Genomic DNA, 19,576 nt, shown 5'->3' with positions numbered 1-19,576 from the left:
GGATGCCGTGAACGCGCCACGCCGCCTGCTGCTTGCCGCCGCCACCCTGTTCGCCAGCTTCGGCGTGACGCCGCAGCCGGCCCTCGCACAGGACCGCACCATGGTGATGGCCATGGTCTCCACCCCACGCGGCTTCGACCCCGACATCTGGGTGCCCGGCCAGATCGAGGCCTCGGTCAATGTCTATGAGGGGCTGACCCGCTTCGGCACCCGCACGGTCGATGGCCGCACCGAACTCGACCCCGGCAAGGTGGAGCCGCATCTGGCGGAATCCTGGACGGTGTCGGAGGACGGCAAGGAATACGTCTTCCGCATCCGCCCCGGCGTGCGCAGCCCCTTCGGCAATGAGCTGACCGCCGCCGACGTCGTCTGGACCTTCGAAAAGTCCAACGCCCAGCGCCGCACCGGGTTGTTCATTCGCAACGTCGCCCGCATCGAGAGCGTGGAGGCGGTTTCGCCGAATGAGGTGCGCTTCCGCCTGCGCGACGCCAACCGCATCTTTCTCAGCGTCCTGACGCTGCATATCCCGGCGATCTTCGACAGCACGGAAGCGAAGAAGCACGCGACCGCGGAAGATCCCTTCGCGGCGCGCTGGCTTGGCTCCAACACGGCCGGCTTCGGCCCCTATCACGTGCAATCGGTGACGGCGGGGCAGCAGGCGATCTTCGTCGCCAATCCGAACTACGTCTTCGAACGCCCGCATTTCACCCGCATCGTCTGGCGCGAAGTGCCCTCGCCGGCGACCCGCGTGGCGCTGGTGCGCACCGGCCAGGTGCAATACGCCGAGCAGATCCCGCTTCAGCAGATCGCCGACATCCGCCGCGACCGCAACATCCGCGTCGAAAGCGTGGCTGCGCCGGGCAGCGCGACGGTGCGCATGAATCCGCGCATCGCGCCCTTCGACGACCAGCGCGTGCGCCAGGCCGTCGCCTATGCCACCGACTACAATGCGATCGGGGAGGCGGTGTTCCTCGGCCTCGGCACGCGCAGCCGTTCCATGCTGAACCCGCCGATCCCGGGCGCCATCGACGCCTATGCCTATGAGACCGACTACGACCGTGCGAAGGCCCTGCTGGCGGAGGCGGGCCACCCGAACGGCCTCGACGTCACGCTGGAATACAGCACCAACTGGTGGTGGGAGGAGCCGCTGGCCCTGCAGATGCAGGCGAGCCTGGCGCGTGCCGGCATCCGCGTGACGCCGCGCCGCATACCGGCAACGGAAATGACGGCGCGCCGCGCCATCAATGTGTGGTCGCTGCCCTTCATGACGCATCTGACCTCCTCCTTCGTGCCCGATCCCTCCTACAACATGTTCCTCACAGCCCATTCGCGCGGCGGCTCCAACGTCAACGGCAACAACAATGCCGAGCTCGACCGGCTGATCGACGCCTCCGTCGTGGAGCGCGACGAGGCGAAATGGCTGGAGCTGGTGGCGGAGGCGCAGCGCAGCCAGGCGAACAGCGCGACCTTCATCGAGACCTTCCTGCCCGGCACGCATGAGGTCTTTGCGAGCTGCATGCGTGGCTTCACCTGGCGGCCGCACAACCGGCTGGTCTGGAAGGACCTGGTCTGCAATCGGTGACGCTGGGCGGCTTCCTGCTGCGGCGCGCGCTGGTCGCGCTGCCGGTTCTGCTCGGCATCCTGTTCCTGACCTTCATGCTGGTGCGCATCGGGGATCAGGACCCGGTGGCGATGCTGGCGGGACCGATGGCGGATGCGCCGATGCTGGCGCGCATCCGGGCGGAGCTGATGCTGGACCAGCCGCTGCTGACGCAGTTCTGGGGATATCTTGGCCGGCTGGTGCAGGGTGATCTCGGCATGTCCTGGCAGGGCAATTCCCCCGTCACCCAGGCCATCGCGGACCATCTGCCGGCGACGCTGGAGTTGGTGACGCTGGCCGTCGGCATCGGTGCGCTGGTCGGCGTGCCGCTCGGGCTGCATGCGGCGGAACGGCCGAATGGCTGGTTCGACCAGCTTTCCCGGTTTGGCTCCCTGTTCGGATTCTCGCTGCCCACCTACTGGCTCGGGCTGATGGCGATCTTCGTCTTCTTCTACCTGCTGGGCTGGGCGCCGGCGCCGATGGGCCGCGTTTCCATGATGGTGACGCCGCCGGAGGTGGTGACGGGCTCCGTGCTGATCGACAGCCTGATCGCCGGGAACTGGGAAGCCGCCTGGTCCGCCGCCGGGCAACTCGTGCTGCCCGTCGGCTGCTTCACCATCGTCGCCACCGCGCCGATCATCAAGCACACCCGCGCCATCGCCATCGAGGTGATGGGCTCCGACTATATCCGCTATGCGCGGGCCTGCGGCTTCCCGCGCCGCGTCATCCGCCGCATCGCGCTGCGCGCGGCGCTGGTGCCTGTCATCACCTTCGTCGGGTCGGAATTCACATCCCTGCTCGCTGCCGCCAGCCTGATCGAATTCGTCTTCGCCTGGGGCGGGCTCGGCCATTGGGGGCTTAACGCCATCCTGCTCGGCGATTTCGCGGCGGTGCAGGGCTATGTGCTGGTACTGGCGCTGGCCTCCGTGCTGGTCTTCGCCTTGGTCGACCTGGTCGTCATGCTGCTGGAGCCGCGGGCGCGGGCATGAGCTTCACCCATGTCCTGGGCATCGCCCGCCGCAGCCCGACTTTTGCCGTGGGATTCGGCATCATCCTGGTCTTCGCGGTGATGGCGGCCCTGGCCGATGTCATCGCGCCGCTGCCACCGACGCTCTCCTTTCCCTATGCGACGCTGAAGCCGCCGGGGACGGACCCGTTTCTGTGGGGCAGCGACGGCAATGGGATGGATGTGTTTTCCCGCACCATCCATGGCGCGCGCTACGCCTTCGGCATCGCCTTGCCGGCCGGCGTCATCATGGCGGTGGTCGGCATTCCACTCGGCCTGATCGCCGGCTGGCGCGGCGGCTGGGTGGACGAGATCCTTCTGCGGATCCTCGATGTGCTGCGGGCCTTTCCGACCATCATCCTGGCGCTGGCGATCGTCGCGGCGACGGGGCAGGGGTTTCTCAACGTCATCCTGGTGGTGGGCTTTCTCGACAGCCCGATCTTCGCGCGCATCGTGCGGGCGGAGGTGCTGTCGCTGCGCAATGCCACCTTCGTGCGTGCCGCCGTCGCCGCGGGCAATCCGGAATGGCGGGTGCTGCTGGTGCATATCCTGCCCAACGCCATCCTCGGCGCCACCGCGCAATTGCCGCTGCGCATGGCCTGGGCGGTGCGCATTTCCGCCACCCTCGCCTTCATCGGCATCGGCGTGCAGGCGCCGGCGCCGGAATGGGGGGCGATGATCCGGCAGGGATCGGAATATGTGATCTCCGGCGAATGGTGGGTGGCGCTGTTCCCGGGCCTGGCGCTGATCGCCATGGTGCTGGGGTTGAACCTGGCGGGGGATGGGCTGTCGGACCTGCTCGATCCGAAGCGGCGGGCGACGGGCAAATGATGGCCATCCGGAGAATGATCCCGTTGCGGCCCGAAGGGCCGAGCGCCCGAATGGGCGCCGCGCCTGATGGCGCGAAGCCAAGGGCCGCGGATGCGGCCCGCCCGGCGTCTGAGGGGGACGAAGGCGAAGCCTTCGTCCGGTCCATATGACCCTGCTTGACGTTCAGGACCTGCATGTCGAATTCGTCGCGCGCGGGCTCGACAACCAATTGCGCATCGCGCGCGCGCTGAACGGTGTCTCCTTCACCGTCGCGGCTGGCGAGGTGGTGGGGCTGGTCGGCGAGACCGGCGCTGGCAAGTCGCTGACCGCGCTCGCCGCCATGGGCCTGCTGCGCCCGCCCGCCCGCATCCCGCGGGGCTCCATCCGCTTCGAAGGCCAGGAGATCATCGGCCAGCCCGATCGCGTATTGGAAAAAATCCGCGGGCGGCGGATGGCGATGATCGTGCAGTCGCCGCTGACCTCGCTCGACCCGCTGAAGCGCGTCGGCGACCAGCTTGTGCGCATGCAGCGCGTGCACGGCACCGCGCGTGGCGCGGCGGCACGCGCGAAGGCGGAGGCGATGCTGGCCGCCGTGCGGATTCCGGACCCGGCGCGGCGCATGCAGGCCTGGCCGCATGAATTGTCCGGCGGCATGGCGCAGCGCGTGCTGATCGCCATGGCACTGGTCAACGACCCCGCCCTCATCATCGCGGACGAACCCACCACGGGCCTGGACGTGACCGTGCAGGCGCAGGTGCTGGACACGCTGCGGGACATCGTGGCGGCGCGGAACCTGGGTGCGCTGGTCATCACCCATGACCTCGGCGTGGTCGCGCATTACTGCCAGCGCGTGGCGGTGATGTTCGCCGGCCAGATCATTGAGGACGGGCCGGTGCAGCAGGTCTTCGCCCGCCCCGCCCATCCCTATACCCAGGCGCTGATCGCCAGCACGCCGGGCCGCATCGCGCAGCTCGGCTGGACGCTGACCGGCGGCACGCCGCCCGACCTCTACAACCTGCCGACCGGCTGCCTGTACCGCGACCGCTGCCCCCGCGCGACCACTGCCTGCCTGGCGCCACCGCCGCGCATCGCCGTCTCCGACAGTCACGGCGCCGCCTGCCATTTCGCGGGGGAGGCGGCATGAGCCCCGTCCTCTCCGTCCGCAACCTGATCCACCGCTTCCCCGGCGGCGTGCATGCCGTCAACGATGTCTCCTTCGATATCGCGGCCGGGGAGACGCTCGGGCTGGTCGGCGAATCCGGCTCCGGCAAATCCACCATCGGCCTGCTGGTCACGCGGCTGCTGGCGCCGACCGGCGGGCAGATCCTGTTCGAAGGCGAGGACATCACCCATCTCGGCGCCGCCGCGCTCCGCAAGCTGCGTGCGCGCCTGCAGATCGTCTTCCAGGACCCCTGGGGCGCGCTGAACCCGCGCATGACCATCGGCCACCTGATGGAGGAACCGCTGACGCTGCACGGCCAGGGCGATGCCGCCAGCCGCGCGGCGGAGATCCGCCGGCTGGCGGATCGCGTGCGCCTGCCGGCGGCCTCGCTCGCCCGCTATCCGCACGAATTGTCGGGCGGGCAGTTGCAGCGGGTCTCCATCGCGCGCGCCATCGCCAACCGGCCGAAGCTGATCGTGCTGGATGAGCCGACCAGCTCGCTCGACCTCTCGGTGCGCGCCGGCATCCTGCAATTGCTGGACGAGTTGCAGCGCGAATCCGGCGTGGCCATGCTGTTCATCAGCCACGACCTGGAAACGGTGCGCCTCGTCTCCCACCGCGTGGCCGTGCTGTATCTCGGCCGGGTTGCGGAACAGGCGCCGGCGGAACAGCTTTTTGCCAACCCCGCGCATCCCTACACCCAGGTGCTGCTGTCGGCGCATCTGCCGCCGGACCCCTTGGTGAAGCTGCGGCGGCATGAGGTGGTGGGCGAAATCCCATCCCCCGTGAACCTGCCCCCCGGCTGCTTCTTCGCCGGCGGCTGCCCGTTGGTGCGGCCCGACTGCACCACCGGCCCGCCCCCCTTCGAGGAGGTGGAAGCCGGACACCGTGCCGCCTGTGTCCGCATCACGGACGGCACCAACCACCTTACCCCTGCCGAGGAACGTCCATGACCACCTTCGACCCCGCCGCCACCCGCACCGGCTATGGCGCGATCGACATCGTGGTGAATGTCTTCACCCCGGAAGCCTTCGCCGAGGGCCGCATCCCGACCGATGACCGCTTCCGCAGCCAGGTCAGGACCAAGGAGGATGACCGCCGCGGCGTCTCCATCGAGGACTACCTGCGCAAGATGGACCGCGCCGGCATCGAGCGATCCTTCCTGATCGCCGTGCGCTGCGGCGACCTGCGGGTGCGGGGCTCGATCGAGATCCCCTATGAATGGGTGCGCGACATCTGCGCGAAGTATCCGGACCGCTTTTCCGGCCTCGCCGGCATCGACCCGACCCGCGGCATCGCCGGGCTGAAGGAACTGGATGTCGCGATCAAGGAATACGGCTTCGTCGGCGGGCATTTTTACCCGCACTGGTTCAGCGAGGCGCCGGATGCGGCGATCTACTACCCCTACTACGCCCGTTGCGCGGAATTGGGCGTGCCGATCATGATGCAGGTCGGGCATTGCCTGGTCTATCAATCCGACCGCCGCCTGCCTTCCGTCGGGCGGCCGATGACGCTGGACCGGGTGGCGATGCACTTCCCCGAACTGACCATCATCGGCATCCATCTGGGCTACCCCTGGACCGACGAGATGATCTCCGTCTGCACGAAACACCCGAATGTGTACATGGCGGGTGATGCCTATGCGCCGAAACATTGGCCACAACAGGCGGTGCACTATGCGAACACCTACGGCCAGGACAAATTCCTGTTCGGCACGGATTGGGCGGTGATCGACCCGGAGCGCGCGATGAACGAGATGCACGACCTGGCCTTCCGGCCCGAGCCGCTGAAGAAGATTCTGCGGAACAACGCCATCAGAATCTTCAACCTCAGAGATACGCCGGCATGACACGACGCAAGCAAGATCGGCGCAGCCTGCGGCCGGCTCTGGCCGGCCGAGCGCCCGAACGGGCGCCGCCGCCAATGCGGCGCAGCCAAGGCCGCGGAGCGGCCGCCCGGCGTCTGAGGGCAGTACAGTGACATCCCTTGCGGCGGCGCTGGCGCAGCGGCTGGGCGCGGCGCATGTCGCGACGGATGCGGCCTCCTGCGCCCTGGCCACCGCCGACCTGTTCGACTGGCCCGGCGCGGCGCCGGCCGAGATGGTCATCCGCCCCGGCAATACGGAGGAGACGGCCACCGCGCTCCGCCTGCTGGCGGAATTCGGCCGTCCGATCGTGCCGCGCGGCGCCGGCCTGTCCTACACCGCCGGCGTGGTGCCCAATGCGCCGGCCGTGGTGGTGGATACGGTGCGGATGGATGGCATCCGCATCGATGCCGCGAACCTCACCGCCGTGGTCGGCGCCGGCGCCACCTGGCAGGCGCTGGCGACCGCGCTCGCGCCGCATGGGCTGCGCGCCGCCCAGGCCTCGCCCATCTCCGGCTCGGTCAGCACCATCGGCGGCACGGTGGCCCAGAACCTGCCGGGCGGGATGGATGGCATTCTCGGCCTGTCCGTGGTGCTCGCGGATGGCAATGCGGTGCGCACCGGCGCGCTGGCGCTGCGCAACGCACCGCCCTTCTGGCGCCATATGGGCCCGGACCTGACGGGCCTTTTCCTCGGCGATTGCGGCGCCTTCGGGGTGAAGACCGAGGTGGCGCTGCGCCTGGCGCCGGAGCGGGAGGCGGCCTTCGGCTCCTTCACCTTCGAAAGCGGCGCGGCGATGATGGCCGCCATGGTGCGCGTGGCGCAGGCCAATTGCGTGACCCGTGCCTTCGCCATGGACCCCGTCCGCAGCCGCAGCGCCGCGAAGGTGGAGGCGGTGGAGGCGCTGCGCACGGCAGGCGCCGTCGCCGCCCGGGCGGGCTCCGTCTACAAGGCCATGCGCGATGTCGCCGGCCTGGCCCGCACCGCCCGCGCAAGCCGGGTGGAACCCGCCTGGTCGCTGCACCTGACGGCGGATGGCGTGACGGAGGCCGCCGCCGCGGCCGGCATCGAGGTCGCCCGCCGCCTGTGCCTGGAAGCGGGCGGGACGGAGGTGACGCCCTCCATCCCCAAGGCCCTGCGCGCCCGGCCCTATTCCATCCGTGGCCTGGTGGGGCCGGATGGGGAACGCTGGGTGCCGGTGCATGGCATGCTGTCGCTGGGCGCTGCCAGCGCCTGCCTCGCGGCGCTGGAGGCTGAATACGCCACGCTCTCCGTGGAGCTGGCGGAGGCCGGGGTCAGCATCAGCCACATCATCTCCTCGCTCGGCGCCTATGTGACGATCGAGCCGATGTTCTATTGGCGCGACGCGCTGGACGCGCTGCATCTGCAGAACCTGTCGGAGAGCAACCGCGCGCGCTTCAGCAGCTTCCCGCCCAACCCGGCGGCACGCGACCTGGTGCGGCGGGCGCGGGACACGCTGTCGGGCATCATGGACCAGCATGGCGCGGTGCATGCCCAGATCGGCCGCTTCTACAAGCTGGGCTCGCGGATGGAACCGGGGGCGGCGCAGTTGCTGCACACGGTGAAGGCCATGCTGGACCCGCGCGGACGGATGAATCCGGGGGCGCTGGAAGGGTCGCAGAAGACATGAAACTGACGCGGCATTTCCTGACGATCGGCAATCGCCGCGTCCACTACACGCGGATCGGGCAGGGGCCGGCGGTGGCTCTGCTGCACGCCTCGCCCTGCTCGGCCAAGGTGCTGCAACCGGTGCAGGAGGTTTTTGCGGGCAGCTTCACCGCCCTGGCCTTCGACACGCCGGGCTTCGGCCTGTCCGACCTGCTGCCCAACGACCCGCCCGAGATCGAGGATTTCGCCGATGCGCTGGCGGAGGCTCTGGCGGCGCTGGGCGTCGAGCAGGCCTCCACCTATGGCCGGCACACGGGTGCCTCCATCGCCGTGGAATATGCGCGCCGCCATCCGGACCGCTGCGCCATGGCGCTGACCGACGGCTTCCCGGTCTTCACCGCCAAGGCGGCGGAGGAGCGACTGAAAAAGTACCTGCTGCCCTTGGTGCCGGAATGGGATGGCAGCCATCTGGTCTGGCTTTGGTATCGCTACCGCGACCAGCATGTCTTCTGGCCCTGGCACAACCAGAGCCTCGCCTTCCGCGCCGATACCGACGCGCCCGACCCGGAGTTCAACCATCGCGGCGTGGTCGAATTGCTGGAGGCCGGGGACGGCTACCGCATCGGCTATGCCGCGGCCTTCCGCCATGCCGGCCTGGCGGTGCTGCCGGAGCTGCACGTGCCAGTCTGCTTCGGCAACCGCCCGGGCGACAGCCAGCACCGCACCATGGCGGCCTATCCGCCCGAGGCCTGGGTGCAGGAGATGCCGCGCGATCCGCTGGCGGCCGCGGCGGCGGAGCGCGCCATCCTGCTGCGCCATCCGCCGCGCGGCGATGTGCCACCGGCCCCGATGGCCACGCCCATCGCCGGGCGCAGCACCACCAACTACGTCGATGTCGGTGGCCGCCAGGTGCTGGTGCGGGTGGTGGGCGACATCCATGCCGGCCCGCCCCTGGTCTTGGCGCCGCATGTCCCGGGTGCCTCCGCCCTCTATGAGGAATTGCTGGGCGCGCTGGATATCCCGACCATCGCCTTCGACCCGCCCGGCCATGGCGAGAGCGAGCCCCGGGAGGATGGCGCGCAGGGGCCGGAAGCCTGGGCGGAGGCGCTCTGGGGCGTCTGCGACGCGCTCGGCGTGCCGGCGGCGCATCTGTTCGGCCATAATGCGGGCGCCTCCACCGTGGTGGCGGCGGCGACCGCCCGGCCGGACCGGGCGCTGTCCGTGCTGCTGGCCGCGCCGATCGCGCTGCCGCCGCGGCTGCGGGCGGAATGGGCGCCGCGCTGGGCGCCGGATGTGACGCCGGTCTGGGACGGCTCGCACCTGTTGCGGATGTGGCACATGCGCCGCGACATGGGCCTGTGGTTCCCCTGGTGGGATCGCCGGCTGGAGACGGCCCGCGCTGTCGAGCCCCGCATCGAGCCGGAACGGCTTCAGGCGGAAATCCGCCAGGTGGCGAAGAACCCGGCCAGTTTCGGCCCGGCCTGGCAGGCGCTGCTCGCCTGGCCGTTGCAGGAACGCCTGGCGGCCCTGCCGCATCGCGTCGTGCTGCTGGAGGCGGAGAACGACCTGTTCGGCCAGTGCATGCCCCTGGTCCAGGCGGTGCGGCCGGAAGCCAGCCTGCTGCGCTGCGGCGACAACGTGCCGGACAAGGTCGCGGTGATCCGGGCGGCGCTGGCCGGCTGATGCCGCCGGAGCTGGAGGCCGCCGCCCGGGCGCTTTTCGCCTTCCTGGCGGTGCCCGATCCGCCGGGGCCGGCGGACCTCATCGTCTGCCTCGGCAGCTACGACACCCGCGTCGCCGTCCATGCGGCCGGGCTGGCGCGGCGCCATCCGGCGGCCCGCGTGATCTGCACCGGGCGCGACGGCAACTGGACGCGCGGCCGCTGGCCGGCGACGGAGGCGGAGGTTTTTGCGGGCATCATGCTGGACCATGGCGTTGCGCCTGGGCGCATCACGCTGGAGCCGCGCGCCACCCATATCGGCGAGAACATCGCCTTCGCCCGCGCGCTCAGTGCCTGGTGGCAGGTGGCGCAGGCGGTCTTCGTGACCAAGCCGCAGACCATCCTGCGGGTGCGGCATACCCTGCCCGTGCAATGGCCGGGGCTTGCCGCGCGGGTCGATGCGCCGCCGCTCGGCTTCGACGCCTATGTCACCGATGCGGATTTCCGGCACCGGCTGGTCAATGAGATGGTCGGCGATATCGACCGGCTGATCGCCTATCCGGCCCTGGGCTTCCAGACGCCCTGCGAGGTGCCCGCGCCGATCAGGGCGGCGCGGGACCTGCTGAAGGCGAACGGCTTCACCGAACACGCCTTGCCATAGCCGGGATCAGGCGGTCAGCTCCGGCTGCATCACCCCGGCGGGCAGCACCACGCGCAGTGCCAGGTCGCGGTCGGCGCGCAGGTGCTGGCGCATCAGCTCCTCGGCATCCTCGGGCCGGTTGTCGACCAGCGCCTCGATGATCTGGCCGTGCTCGGCCAGGGCGCGCTCCACGCGGCCATGGCGCAGGGTCAGCAGGCCGAAGCGGTGCACCTGGTCGCCGAGCTGCGCCATGAACTGCACCAGCCTGGTATTGCCGGCCAACGCGATGATCCGGCTGTGCATCAGCACGGAACAGTCATAGGCCGCGCGAAGCCGCCCGGCCTGCATATGCGCCAGCGCGTCGCGATGGTCCGCCATCAGCCCCTCGGCATCCGCCGGGCCGAGGCGCTCCGCCGCCACCCGCACCGCGAAGCCCTCGAGCTGTTCGCGGAGCTGGTAGACCTCGACGATGTCATGCACCGAGAGTTCGGAAACCACGATGCCCCGCTGCGGCAGGATGCGCACCAGCCCGCCGCCGGCGAGCTCGCGCAGCGCCTCCCGGATCGGGGTGCGGCTGATCTCCAGCTCATCGGCGAGCTGGTTTTCCGACAGCAGCGCGCCGGGGGGGTAGCGGGAATCGAGGATGCCGCGCTTGATCGCCTCATAGGCCTGCTCGCGCAGGCTGCGCGGCGGATCGCTCTTGTCCCGTGTCATCGGCGTTCCCGGTTCCATGTCGGCCGATTTCGTCTCCGCCATCGGCAGAGTCGGCCTGGCCAAGATGTATACTGGCCGGCGCCATCGCGGCAAAGTTGCCGCGTTTCCAGATCGGTCCCGCGCAGGTGATCGCCGGCCGCGATGGCCTGTCAGGGGGAGGAGGCGACCGCCGGGGCGAGGGCCGGGTTCTTTCCCATGGGATGGCCGGGGTTGCGGAAGCGCAGCTCCCCCTCCGGCGCGCCATCCGGCGGGGCCACGCCGAACAGCTCCATCCGGCTGGTGCAGGCCACGGCGACCACATGGCGCGCGGCGGGTTCCGTCATCCAGCGCCGGGCGGCGCCTTCCAGGTCCAGCCTTTCGCGCAGGCCCCGCCATTCGGCGCGGTCCATGTCATCGACGAAGATCGCCAGCAGCCCGGGCCGCGTGCCGCTGAGCCGGCTTTCCGCCACCAGGCCGCAGCGGCGGGTGACGGCGCCGGCGATGGAATTCTCCCGCCCCGCGCGCGCCGCCATGACGAAGACGGAACCGCCCCCGGCCGCGGCGGTGACGGCCAGGTGCGCTTCCTCCCCGAACTGGGCGCGGAGCTGGGCGGGCAGGCCCTGGGTGCTGGCCTGGGCGCCGGCGAGCACCAGCGGGTCGAGCTTCAGCACCGCATCGGCGCTGGAATCCTGCCGCTTCTGCGCCGCCAGCAGCGCGGCGATGCGGCCATGCAGATCGGCCACCTGGCTGTCGGTGGCCATGCCACCGGGCAGGGTCATCTTCAGCAGGTAGCGGCCGGGATGCGCGGCGAGCCAGGTCTGAAGCTCCGGATTCACCTTGTCGACCAGGGCGCACCAGTCGCCGCGATGCACTTCCCGGCCTTCCTCGGCGGAGACGGTTTCGCAGACCACCTCGGCGGCAACGCCGTCGCGGCGGATCAGCAGGTCGAAGGGCGTTTCCTCGGCGAGGCCGGTGAACTCCACCGCAAAACCACGGCTGCGATGCAGCGCGGCGGTGCGCAACAGATGAAACAGCGGCATCAGCGTCGCCTCGCCGGTCAGGCCGGCGGCGATCTGGTCCCGCAGCCGGGCGCGCTGCGGGGCCGGCAGGCTGGCGGCGAGCTTCACCGCTTCCCGCGCAAAGGCAGCCGCATGGCGTTCGGCGGGGGTGGCGCGGGCCAGGGCCTTCGGATCGCAGAGCCGGGCCAGCACCAGTTCCAGCGCATGGCGCTGCTGCGCGGCGCGGCCGGAGAGGGAAGGCAGCGCGGTGCGTTGCTGGATATCGCCGAGCCGCTTGGCCCAGAGGCGCGCGCCGCACAGCGTGCGGAAACGGTCGAGGTCGGCCGGTTCCGGCCGATGGTCGGCGAAAGGCATGACTGCGACCCGATCACGTTGACGCCTCTCCCTAAGCCCTTGCGGAGGGAAAACGTCAAGCGCCGGATGCGTGATAGGCGAGTATTTTTGTCGGATATACGTTTGGCGGCCTCGGCGGCCGCCTCAGTTGCGCGGCAGGCGGGCCTGGCCGGGGGCATCCGGGTTCTGGGCGCGGTGGCGCAGCAGGGCATCGGCCAGGACCAGGGCCAGCATCGCCTCCCCCACCGGCACGGCGCGGATGCCGACGCAGGGGTCGTGGCGGCCCTTGGTCAGCACCTCCACATCCTGGCCGAAGCGGTCGACGGAATGGCGTGGCGTCAGGATGGAGGAGGTGGGCTTCACTGCGAAGCGGGCGACGATCGGCTGGCCGGTGGAGATGCCGCCCAGGATGCCGCCGGCGTGGTTGGAGCCGAACTGCACCAGGCCATCCGGCCCCATCCGCATCTCATCGGCATTGCCTTCGCCGGACAGGGCGGCACTCGCAAAACCATCGCCGATCTCGACGCCCTTCACGGCATTGATGCTCATCAGCGCGCTGGCGAGTTCCGCATCGAGCTTGCCGTAGATCGGCGCGCCGAGGCCGGGGGGCACGCCTTCCGCCACCACCTCCACGATCGCGCCGAGGGAGGAGCCGGATTTGCGGGCGGCGGTCAGCTTTTCTTCCCAGCGGGCGGCGGCGAGCGGGTCGGGGCAGAAGAAGGGGTTCTGGTCCACCTGCGCCCAGTCGAAGCGGCTGCGGTCGATTTCGTCGCCGCCGATATTCACCAGGGCGCCGCGGATGGTCACACCTTCCAGCACCTTGCGCGCCACGGCGCCGGCGGCGACGCGCATGGCGGTTTCCCGGGCGGAGGACCGGCCGCCGCCGCGATAATCGCGGACGCCGTATTTCAGCTCATAGGTCAGGTCGGCATGGCCGGGCCGAAAACGGTCCTTGATCTCGCCATAGTCCTTGGAGCGCTGGTCCGTGTTTTCGATGTGCAGCGCGATGGGGGTGCCGGTGGTGACGCCCTCAAAGATGCCGGAGAGGATCTTCACCTGATCGGCTTCCTGGCGCTGCGTCACGAATTTGGATTGGCCAGGGCGGCGGCGGTCCAGGAAGGGCTGGATATCCGCCTCCGCCAGCGCCAGGCGCGGCGGGCAGCCATCGACGACGCAGCCGATGGCGGCGCCGTGGGACTCGCCCCAGGTGGTGACGCGGAAGAGGTGGCCGAAGGTGTTGTGGGACATGGCCCGCCCCGCTTACCGCAACGAGGCGCGGAGGGCGAGGCCGCGACGCCGCCTCGGCACCCAGTCGGAGTGGTCAGCGCGCCGCGATCAGGCAGCGAAACCCCAGGAAATGCGTCTGCGGCGTTGGCCGCATGCTGTAGGTGCGAACGCTGTCCGGCTGGCACATGCCGCTCTGCTTCAGCACGATCGCCTGCCCTGCGATGGTGATGGCGACGCGCAGCATGCTGCCAGCAGGGCAACGGTGCTGTGCCACGGCATCCTGCACCTGCTGCGCTGTGCGCGGAGATTCGCTGGAGGCGGCGCAGGCGGGCGGTTGCTGGGCCGTGGCAAGGGCCGGTCCGAGCAACAGAAACAGGGATAGCGCAGCGATCCGATGCAAGGGCTTTGCTCCTCTATCGGCAGGGCTTTTGGCCACCTGCTACTGCTGAGTGACGGCCATTTCGATCGCCGGCGCGTATTATACCGCTAAGGTCGGCTTCGCCCAATGCACTGAAATCGACATCTGTTTTCTTTGCAATCGTACGCAGGAGGGCTGTTATGAATTTTTCAGTGTTACCATTTGATGAGAGATTTGAACGCAGATCGCGGAAAGCGGACATGACATCTGGATACTGAGCGAACAAATACGGAACCTCGTTTACCGCAGCAAGAAAGGACTGCATAGGTGCGCCATCGCGATCCCAAGTGCCGTCTATGCCAAACCGAAAGCCAAATAACCTGCGAACGCAATCGACACGCATTCGCTCAAGTTCATTTTTCTTGATTAATTTGAAGGCGAAAAATATTGCGATACCTGCCGCGAGCAATGTCGAGAATGATTGGATCAACGCGCTCCAAATCTCGACCATGGTTGTGGCGCCCTCGGCTCAGACCGTCGCGATATCCGGCGCGTCCGGGTTCTTCATGCCCACGATGTGGTAGCCGCAATCCACATGCTGCACCTCGCCGGTCACGCCGGAGGACAGATTGGACAGCAGGTAAAGCCCCGCCCCGCCCACATCCTCGATCGTCACGTTGCGCTCCATCGGCGCGTTCAGCTGGTTCCACTTCAGGATGTAGCGGAAGTCGCCGATTCCGCTGGCGGCCAGGGTCTTGATCGGCCCGGCGGAGATCGCGTTCACCCGGATGCCGGACTTGCCGAGGTCGGCCGCCATGTAGCGCACGCTGGCTTCCAGCGCCGCCTTGGCCACGCCCATCACGTTGTAATGCGGAATCACTCGCTCCGCGCCCAGATAGGACATGGTCAGCAGCGATCCGCCCGGCTTCATCAGCGGCACGGCGCGCTGCGCCACGCTGACGAAGGAAAACACGGAAATATCCATCGCCTGCAGGAAGGCGTTGCGCGGCGTATCCATATAGCGGCCGCGCAGGAACTGCTTGTCGGCGAAGCCAATGGCATGGACCAGGAAGTCGATCCCGCCCCATTCGCGGCCCAGCGTCTCGAACACCGCATCGACGCTGGCATCGTCGGTCACGTCGCAGGGCAGCACCAGCTTGCTGCCGATGCTGTCGGCCAGGGGCCGCACCCGGCGTTCCAGCGCTTCCCCCTGATAGGTGAAGGCGATCTCGGCGCCCTGGGCGGCGATGGCCTGCGCGACGCCCCAGGCGATGGAGCGGTCATTGGCGACGCCCATGATGATGCCGCGCTTGCCCGCCATCAGCGTGCCGGTCGGTACCCCCGTGCTGGCGGCATCTGGCGTAACGTCGTCTGGCATGGGGAAGGGGCACCGGAGGCTGGTTGCGAATGGCCCCCGGTGGTGGCACATGCCCTTGTCACGGGCAAGGGGCATGGCATCTGTCTGGCCCCCGCACCCGCAGGAGAGCCGCCTTGGATTCGCCCCCGACCGACGACCCCATCGCCCAGTTCGAGTCCTGGATGGCGGAGGCGGCGAAGACCGAAATCAACGATCCCAATGCCGTATGCCTGGCCACCGCGACGCCGGAGGGCCGGCCCTCCGCCCGCATGGTCCTGCTCAAGGGCGTCGATCCGGGGGGATTCGTCTTCTACACCAACCTCGAAAGCCGCAAGGGCGGGGAGCTGGCGGCGAACCGCTTCGCCGCGCTGTGCTTCCACTGGAAGACCCTGCAGCGCTCCGTCCGGGTGGAAGGCGCCGTGCAGCCGGTCTCGGCGGAGGAGGCCGATGCCTACTACGCCTCCCGCGCCCGCGGCTCGCGCATCGGCGCCTGGGCGAGCAAGCAGTCCCGCCCGCTGGAATCGCGCTTCGCCCTGGAAAAGGCGGTGGCGGAGCAGACGCTGCGCTTCGGCCTCGGCGAGATTCCGCGCCCGGCCCATTGGTCCGGCTTCCGCCTGGTGCCGGACCGCATCGAGCTGTGGCGCGACATGCCCTTCCGGCTGCATGAGCGCCGCGTCTTCCACCGCGACGGCGCCGGCTGGCGGCTGGAGATGCTGTATCCGTGACCATCCCGGCGGATCAGGCCCCTGTCGCGGCGCTGCTGCGCCGCCTGGCCGGGGCCGATCCGGTGGAGACGCATATCTCGGCCGTCTTCGTCGGGCCGGACACGGTGTGGAAGCTGAAGAAGGCGGTGCGCCTCGGCTTTCTCGACTTTTCCGCCCTCGCGGACCGCGAACGTTTTGCGCGGCGGGAGCTGGCGCTGAACCAGCCGCATGCGCCGGGGCTGTACCGCGATGTGGTGCCGGTCACCCACGCGGCGGATGGCAGCCTGTCGCTGGATGGCGAAGGCGAGGTGGTGGACTGGGTGCTGCGCATGGCGCCCGTCCCGCCCGGCGACTTTTTGGACAATGTGGCGCGGCGCGGCGGGCTGACCCCGGCGCTGCTGGACGAGACCGCCGATGCGGTCTTTGCCCTGCACCAGGCTGCCGTGCCGGCCCCGCCCGGCTTCGACGCGCCCGCCGCCGTCGGCCGCGTGCTGGCGGGCAATATCCGCGACTGCAACGCCACTGGCCTGCCACCGGCGGAGGTCGCGGCCCTCGGCGCCGCGATGCAGGCGCGGCTGGACAGCCTCGCCCCGCATCTGGCCGGCCGCGCGGCGGAAGGGCGGGTGCGGCGCTGCCATGGCGATCTGCATCTCGGCAATTTGTGCCTTTGGGAGGGCCGGCCGACGCCCTTCGACGCGCTGGAATTCGACGAGGCCCTGGCCACCACCGACATCGGCTACGACATCGCCTTCCTGCTGATGGATCTGTGCCAGTTCGGCCAGCGCGCGGCGGCGACCCGGGTGATGAATCGCTATCTGGCGCGCGGTGGCGATTTCGGCCTGCTGCCGGCGCTCGGCTTCTGGATGGCGCTGCGGGCCATGGTGCGCGCGCATGTGGAGGCGCGGCGCGGCGGCGACGGCCATCGCTACCTGCGCGCCGCCAGCGATTTCCTGCGCCCGGTCCCGCCACGGCTGGTCGCCATCGGCGGCCTGCAGGGCACCGGCAAGACCTGGCTGGCGCGGGCCCTGGCGCCGGAGCTGGGCGCCGCGCCGGGCGCGCTGCATCTGCGCACGGATGAGACGCGCAAGCGCCGCGCGGGCGTGGCCCCGGAAGCCCGCCTGCCCGAGCAGGCCTATGCCGAGGCGGAAAGCCAGGCCGTACATGCCGAGATCATGGCCGCCGCCCGGCTGGCCCTGGCCGCCGGGCAGTCGGTGGTGCTGGACGCCGTCTTCCTCGACCCTGCGCTGCGCCAGGCGGCGGAAGCGGCCGCGGCGCCCCATCCCTTCACCGGAATCTGGCTGGCCGCGCCGCTCGATCTGCTGCGCGCCCGCGTCGCCGCGCGCAGTGCCGAGGGCCGCGATGCCTCCGACGCGACGGTGGCGGTGCTGGAACGTGCGGCGCGCGCCGATCCGGGCGCGATCGGCTGGGCGGTGCTGGACGCCGCCGCCCCTTTGCCCGCCGCGAGGGGGATGCTGGCCTTGGGTCCCGGAGATAGGGCATAAAGTTTCCGGGACCGCTTTCCGCACCCACTGGATAAAGGAGAGGCGCGATGGCCTATCGCCGCCTGTTGCTGCCGTTGACCGGGACCGCGGCCGGGGAGGCCGCACTTGCCACCGCCCTGATGGTGGCGCGGATCTGGAGCGCGCATCTGCACTGCCTACATGTGCGCGTCGATGCGCGCGATGTCGCGCCGCTGGCGGGCGAAGGCCTGTCGGGGGCGATGATCGAGGAGATGATGGCCGCCACCGAACGCGAAAGCGGCGAACGCGCCGGCCGCGTCCGATCGCTGTTCGAGAAATTCACCGCCACCCATGGCGACCTGACCATGGCGCCCGACCCCAATACCGCGCTGAAGGTGCCGGGCGTCACCCTGTCCTTCGAGGCGATCGCGGGGCGGGAGGAGGATGTGGTGGCGCAGCAGTCGCGCCTCTACGACATGGCGGTGGTGCCGCATCCGGAGGCGGATGAGGATGTCTCCTCCTCCGACGCGCTGCATGCCGTGCTGTTCGATTCCGGCCGGCCGGTGCTGATCGCGCCGCGCGTGGCGCCGGAGGTCATGGGCTCCCGCGTCTGCATCGCCTGGAATGGCAGCGCGGAGAGTGCGGCGGCGGTGGCGGCAGCGCTGCCCTGGCTGCACCGCGCCGAGGCCGTGCGCATCCTGCATTCCGAGGATTACCAGCGTCGCGGCCCGGCGGCGGAGGGCATCCAGGCCTATCTGCGCTGGCACGAGATCGAGGCGGAGCTGGTGCCCTTCAAGTCGCAGACCCGCGAAGTCGGCGCCGGCCTGCTGGGCGCGGCGCGCGATTTCGGCGCCGACCTGATGTGCCAGGGCGCCTACAGCCATTCCCGCCTGCGCCAGCTCATCCTGGGCGGCGTGACGCGGCATGTGCTGGAGAATTCGGAAATCCCGATCCTGATGTGCCGCTGATCCTGGGATGAACCGCGACTGGCACGCGGCGAACCCCATGCCGAAGCCGGCGACGCTGGACCAGCGCGTCGCCTGGCACCTCGCCCATGCCGAGGCCTGCGGCTGCCGCGACCTGCCCCGTACGGTGCGGGAGGAGCTGGTCAGGCGGGGCCAGGCCATCCCGTCGCGTCGCGGGGGCGACAGGGTCGCGTCACGATAACGGGCTGCGGCTTCATTCACTTGCTGAATGCCGCACATCCGTTCGGACCTGCTGCACGGATGCCGGACTGCGCCTATCTCTCCGTCCAACAGAAGCGCCGGGGCGGACCCCCCGGTCGCAGAGCGGAGACCCTTCCGATGATCGATGTCCGTCCCTTCGCCAGCCTCGGCGGTGCCAACCACGGCTGGCTCAAGGCGAAGCACCATTTCTCCTTCGCCAACTACCACGACGAAAGGCGCATGAGCTGGGGCCGGCTGCGCGTCTGGAACGATGACGAGATCGCCGCCGGCACGGGCTTCGATGCGCATCCGCATCGCGACATGGAAATCATCACCTATGTCCGCGAAGGCGCGATCACGCATCGCGACAACCTGGGCAATGAGGGCCGTACCGAGGCCGGCGACGTGCAGATCATGTCGGCCGGCACCGGCGTGGTGCATGCCGAATACAATCTGGAGCCGGAGACGACGAAGATCTTCCAGATCTGGATCATGCCGGATGTCCGTGGCGCCAAGCCGAACTGGGGCGCCAAGGCCTTCCCCAAGGCCAGCAAGGAAACCGGCTTTGCCGTCCTTGCCTCCGGCCGCCCCGGCGATGCCGGCAGCGATGCGCTGCCGATCAACGTCAATGGCGCGGTGCTGGCGACGACCCTGGCCAAGGGCCAGAGCCTGACCCAGAGGCTGGGCGCAGACCGGGCGGCCTATCTGGTGGTGGCGAAGGGTGCCGCCACGGTGAACGGCGCGGCGCTCGGGGAGCGGGATGGTGCGGGGATCGTCGATGAGGCGACCATCACCATCACGGCGGAGGAGGATGCGGAGCTGGTGATGGTGGAAGTGGCGAAGGAGTAAAGCGCGATGACCGAAGGTGCGAAGGCACCGGAGGTCTGA

The 19,576-nt window shown here is 69.6% G+C and carries 20 protein-coding genes; 14 read left to right on the top strand and 6 right to left on the bottom strand.

Annotation, left to right across the window (positions count from 1 at the left end):
• The first annotated feature begins 7 nt into the window (after window positions 1-7).
• From JJQ90_RS05365 to JJQ90_RS05325, 9 genes are all read left to right on the top strand, one after another.
• Window positions 8-1,582 carry an ABC transporter substrate-binding protein gene (locus tag JJQ90_RS05365; RefSeq protein WP_216873415.1) on the top strand — a complete coding sequence of 525 codons (1,575 nt, stop codon included), beginning with the start codon at window positions 8-10 and terminating at the stop codon, window positions 1,580-1,582.
• On the top strand, window positions 1,579-2,589 hold the full coding sequence (locus tag JJQ90_RS05360; protein ID WP_216873414.1) for an ABC transporter permease: 1,011 nt from the start codon (window positions 1,579-1,581) through the stop codon (window positions 2,587-2,589). Before JJQ90_RS05365 ends, JJQ90_RS05360 begins: the two co-directional genes overlap by 4 nt.
• On the top strand, window positions 2,586-3,437 hold the full coding sequence (locus JJQ90_RS05355) for an ABC transporter permease (RefSeq protein ID WP_216873413.1): 852 nt from the start codon (window positions 2,586-2,588) through the stop codon (window positions 3,435-3,437). The genes JJQ90_RS05360 and JJQ90_RS05355 overlap by 4 nt, the downstream gene beginning before the upstream one ends.
• Window positions 3,438-3,582: 145 nt before the next feature.
• Window positions 3,583-4,560 (top strand): ABC transporter ATP-binding protein, encoded by a 978-nt coding sequence (locus JJQ90_RS05350; protein ID WP_216873412.1) that lies wholly within the window; start codon window positions 3,583-3,585, stop codon window positions 4,558-4,560.
• Window positions 4,557-5,531: an ABC transporter ATP-binding protein gene (locus tag JJQ90_RS05345; RefSeq protein WP_216873411.1), complete on the top strand. Its 975-nt coding sequence runs from the start codon at window positions 4,557-4,559 to the stop codon at window positions 5,529-5,531. Before JJQ90_RS05350 ends, JJQ90_RS05345 begins: the two co-directional genes overlap by 4 nt.
• The gene (locus tag JJQ90_RS05340; RefSeq protein WP_216873410.1) at window positions 5,528-6,427 is read left to right on the top strand and encodes an amidohydrolase family protein; all 900 of its coding nucleotides are present in this window, start codon (window positions 5,528-5,530) and stop codon (window positions 6,425-6,427) included. The genes JJQ90_RS05345 and JJQ90_RS05340 overlap by 4 nt, the downstream gene beginning before the upstream one ends.
• Window positions 6,428-6,554: 127 nt before the next feature.
• The gene (locus JJQ90_RS05335) at window positions 6,555-8,093 is read left to right on the top strand and encodes an FAD-binding oxidoreductase (protein ID WP_216873409.1); all 1,539 of its coding nucleotides are present in this window, start codon (window positions 6,555-6,557) and stop codon (window positions 8,091-8,093) included.
• Window positions 8,090-9,754 carry an alpha/beta fold hydrolase gene (locus JJQ90_RS05330; RefSeq protein ID WP_216873408.1) on the top strand — a complete coding sequence of 555 codons (1,665 nt, stop codon included), beginning with the start codon at window positions 8,090-8,092 and terminating at the stop codon, window positions 9,752-9,754. Before JJQ90_RS05335 ends, JJQ90_RS05330 begins: the two co-directional genes overlap by 4 nt.
• Window positions 9,754-10,392, top strand: a complete 639-nt coding sequence (locus JJQ90_RS05325) for a YdcF family protein (RefSeq protein ID WP_216873407.1) — start codon at window positions 9,754-9,756, stop codon at window positions 10,390-10,392. The genes JJQ90_RS05330 and JJQ90_RS05325 overlap by 1 nt, the downstream gene beginning before the upstream one ends.
• A 6-nt stretch (window positions 10,393-10,398) precedes the next feature.
• On the opposite strand, the gene JJQ90_RS05320 is transcribed toward JJQ90_RS05325, so the two are convergent.
• From JJQ90_RS05320 to fabI, 6 genes are all read right to left on the bottom strand, one after another.
• Entirely contained in the window at window positions 10,399-11,085 is a 687-nt protein-coding gene (locus tag JJQ90_RS05320; RefSeq protein ID WP_216873406.1) for a GntR family transcriptional regulator, read from the bottom strand.
• A 149-nt stretch (window positions 11,086-11,234) separates the two neighbouring features.
• Window positions 11,235-12,437, bottom strand: coding sequence for a hypothetical protein (locus JJQ90_RS05315; protein WP_216873405.1), 1,203 nt, complete (start codon window positions 12,435-12,437; stop codon window positions 11,235-11,237).
• Window positions 12,438-12,560: 123 nt separating this feature from the next.
• On the bottom strand, window positions 12,561-13,664 hold the full coding sequence (gene aroC / locus JJQ90_RS05310) for a chorismate synthase (RefSeq protein WP_216873404.1): 1,104 nt from the start codon (window positions 13,662-13,664) through the stop codon (window positions 12,561-12,563).
• A 73-nt stretch (window positions 13,665-13,737) separates the two neighbouring features.
• On the bottom strand, window positions 13,738-13,917 hold the full coding sequence (locus JJQ90_RS05305) for a hypothetical protein (protein ID WP_216873403.1): 180 nt from the start codon (window positions 13,915-13,917) through the stop codon (window positions 13,738-13,740).
• 139 nt (window positions 13,918-14,056) lie between these two features.
• Entirely contained in the window at window positions 14,057-14,512 is a 456-nt protein-coding gene (locus tag JJQ90_RS05300; RefSeq protein WP_216873402.1) for a hypothetical protein, read from the bottom strand.
• An 18-nt stretch (window positions 14,513-14,530) separates the two neighbouring features.
• The gene (gene fabI, locus JJQ90_RS05295) at window positions 14,531-15,379 is read right to left on the bottom strand and encodes an enoyl-ACP reductase FabI (protein ID WP_230410343.1); all 849 of its coding nucleotides are present in this window, start codon (window positions 15,377-15,379) and stop codon (window positions 14,531-14,533) included.
• 161 nt (window positions 15,380-15,540) lie between these two features.
• Here fabI and pdxH point away from each other — a divergent pair, with 161 nt between their 5' ends.
• The 5 genes from pdxH to JJQ90_RS05270 all read left to right on the top strand — a co-directional run bounded on the left by pdxH (window position 15,541) and on the right by JJQ90_RS05270 (window position 19,537).
• A complete protein-coding gene (gene pdxH, locus JJQ90_RS05290; RefSeq protein ID WP_230410442.1) occupies window positions 15,541-16,083 on the top strand; it encodes a pyridoxamine 5'-phosphate oxidase in 543 nt (180 codons plus the stop codon).
• Window positions 16,080-17,564: a bifunctional aminoglycoside phosphotransferase/ATP-binding protein gene (locus JJQ90_RS05285; protein WP_216873400.1), complete on the top strand. Its 1,485-nt coding sequence runs from the start codon at window positions 16,080-16,082 to the stop codon at window positions 17,562-17,564. Before pdxH ends, JJQ90_RS05285 begins: the two co-directional genes overlap by 4 nt.
• A gap of 47 nt (window positions 17,565-17,611) precedes the next feature.
• The gene (locus JJQ90_RS05280; RefSeq protein WP_216873399.1) at window positions 17,612-18,490 is read left to right on the top strand and encodes a universal stress protein; all 879 of its coding nucleotides are present in this window, start codon (window positions 17,612-17,614) and stop codon (window positions 18,488-18,490) included.
• Between the two features lie 7 nt (window positions 18,491-18,497).
• Window positions 18,498-18,689 (top strand): hypothetical protein, encoded by a 192-nt coding sequence (locus JJQ90_RS05275; protein ID WP_216873398.1) that lies wholly within the window; start codon window positions 18,498-18,500, stop codon window positions 18,687-18,689.
• A 137-nt stretch (window positions 18,690-18,826) separates the two neighbouring features.
• Window positions 18,827-19,537, top strand: a complete 711-nt coding sequence (locus JJQ90_RS05270; protein ID WP_216873397.1) for a pirin family protein — start codon at window positions 18,827-18,829, stop codon at window positions 19,535-19,537.
• Window positions 19,538-19,576: the final 39 nt, after the last annotated feature.

Source organism: Falsiroseomonas oleicola (genome assembly GCF_019029495.1).
Classification (GTDB): domain Bacteria; phylum Pseudomonadota; class Alphaproteobacteria; order Acetobacterales; family Acetobacteraceae; genus Falsiroseomonas; species Falsiroseomonas oleicola.
This window is presented reverse-complemented; position numbering and strand designations above follow the sequence as displayed.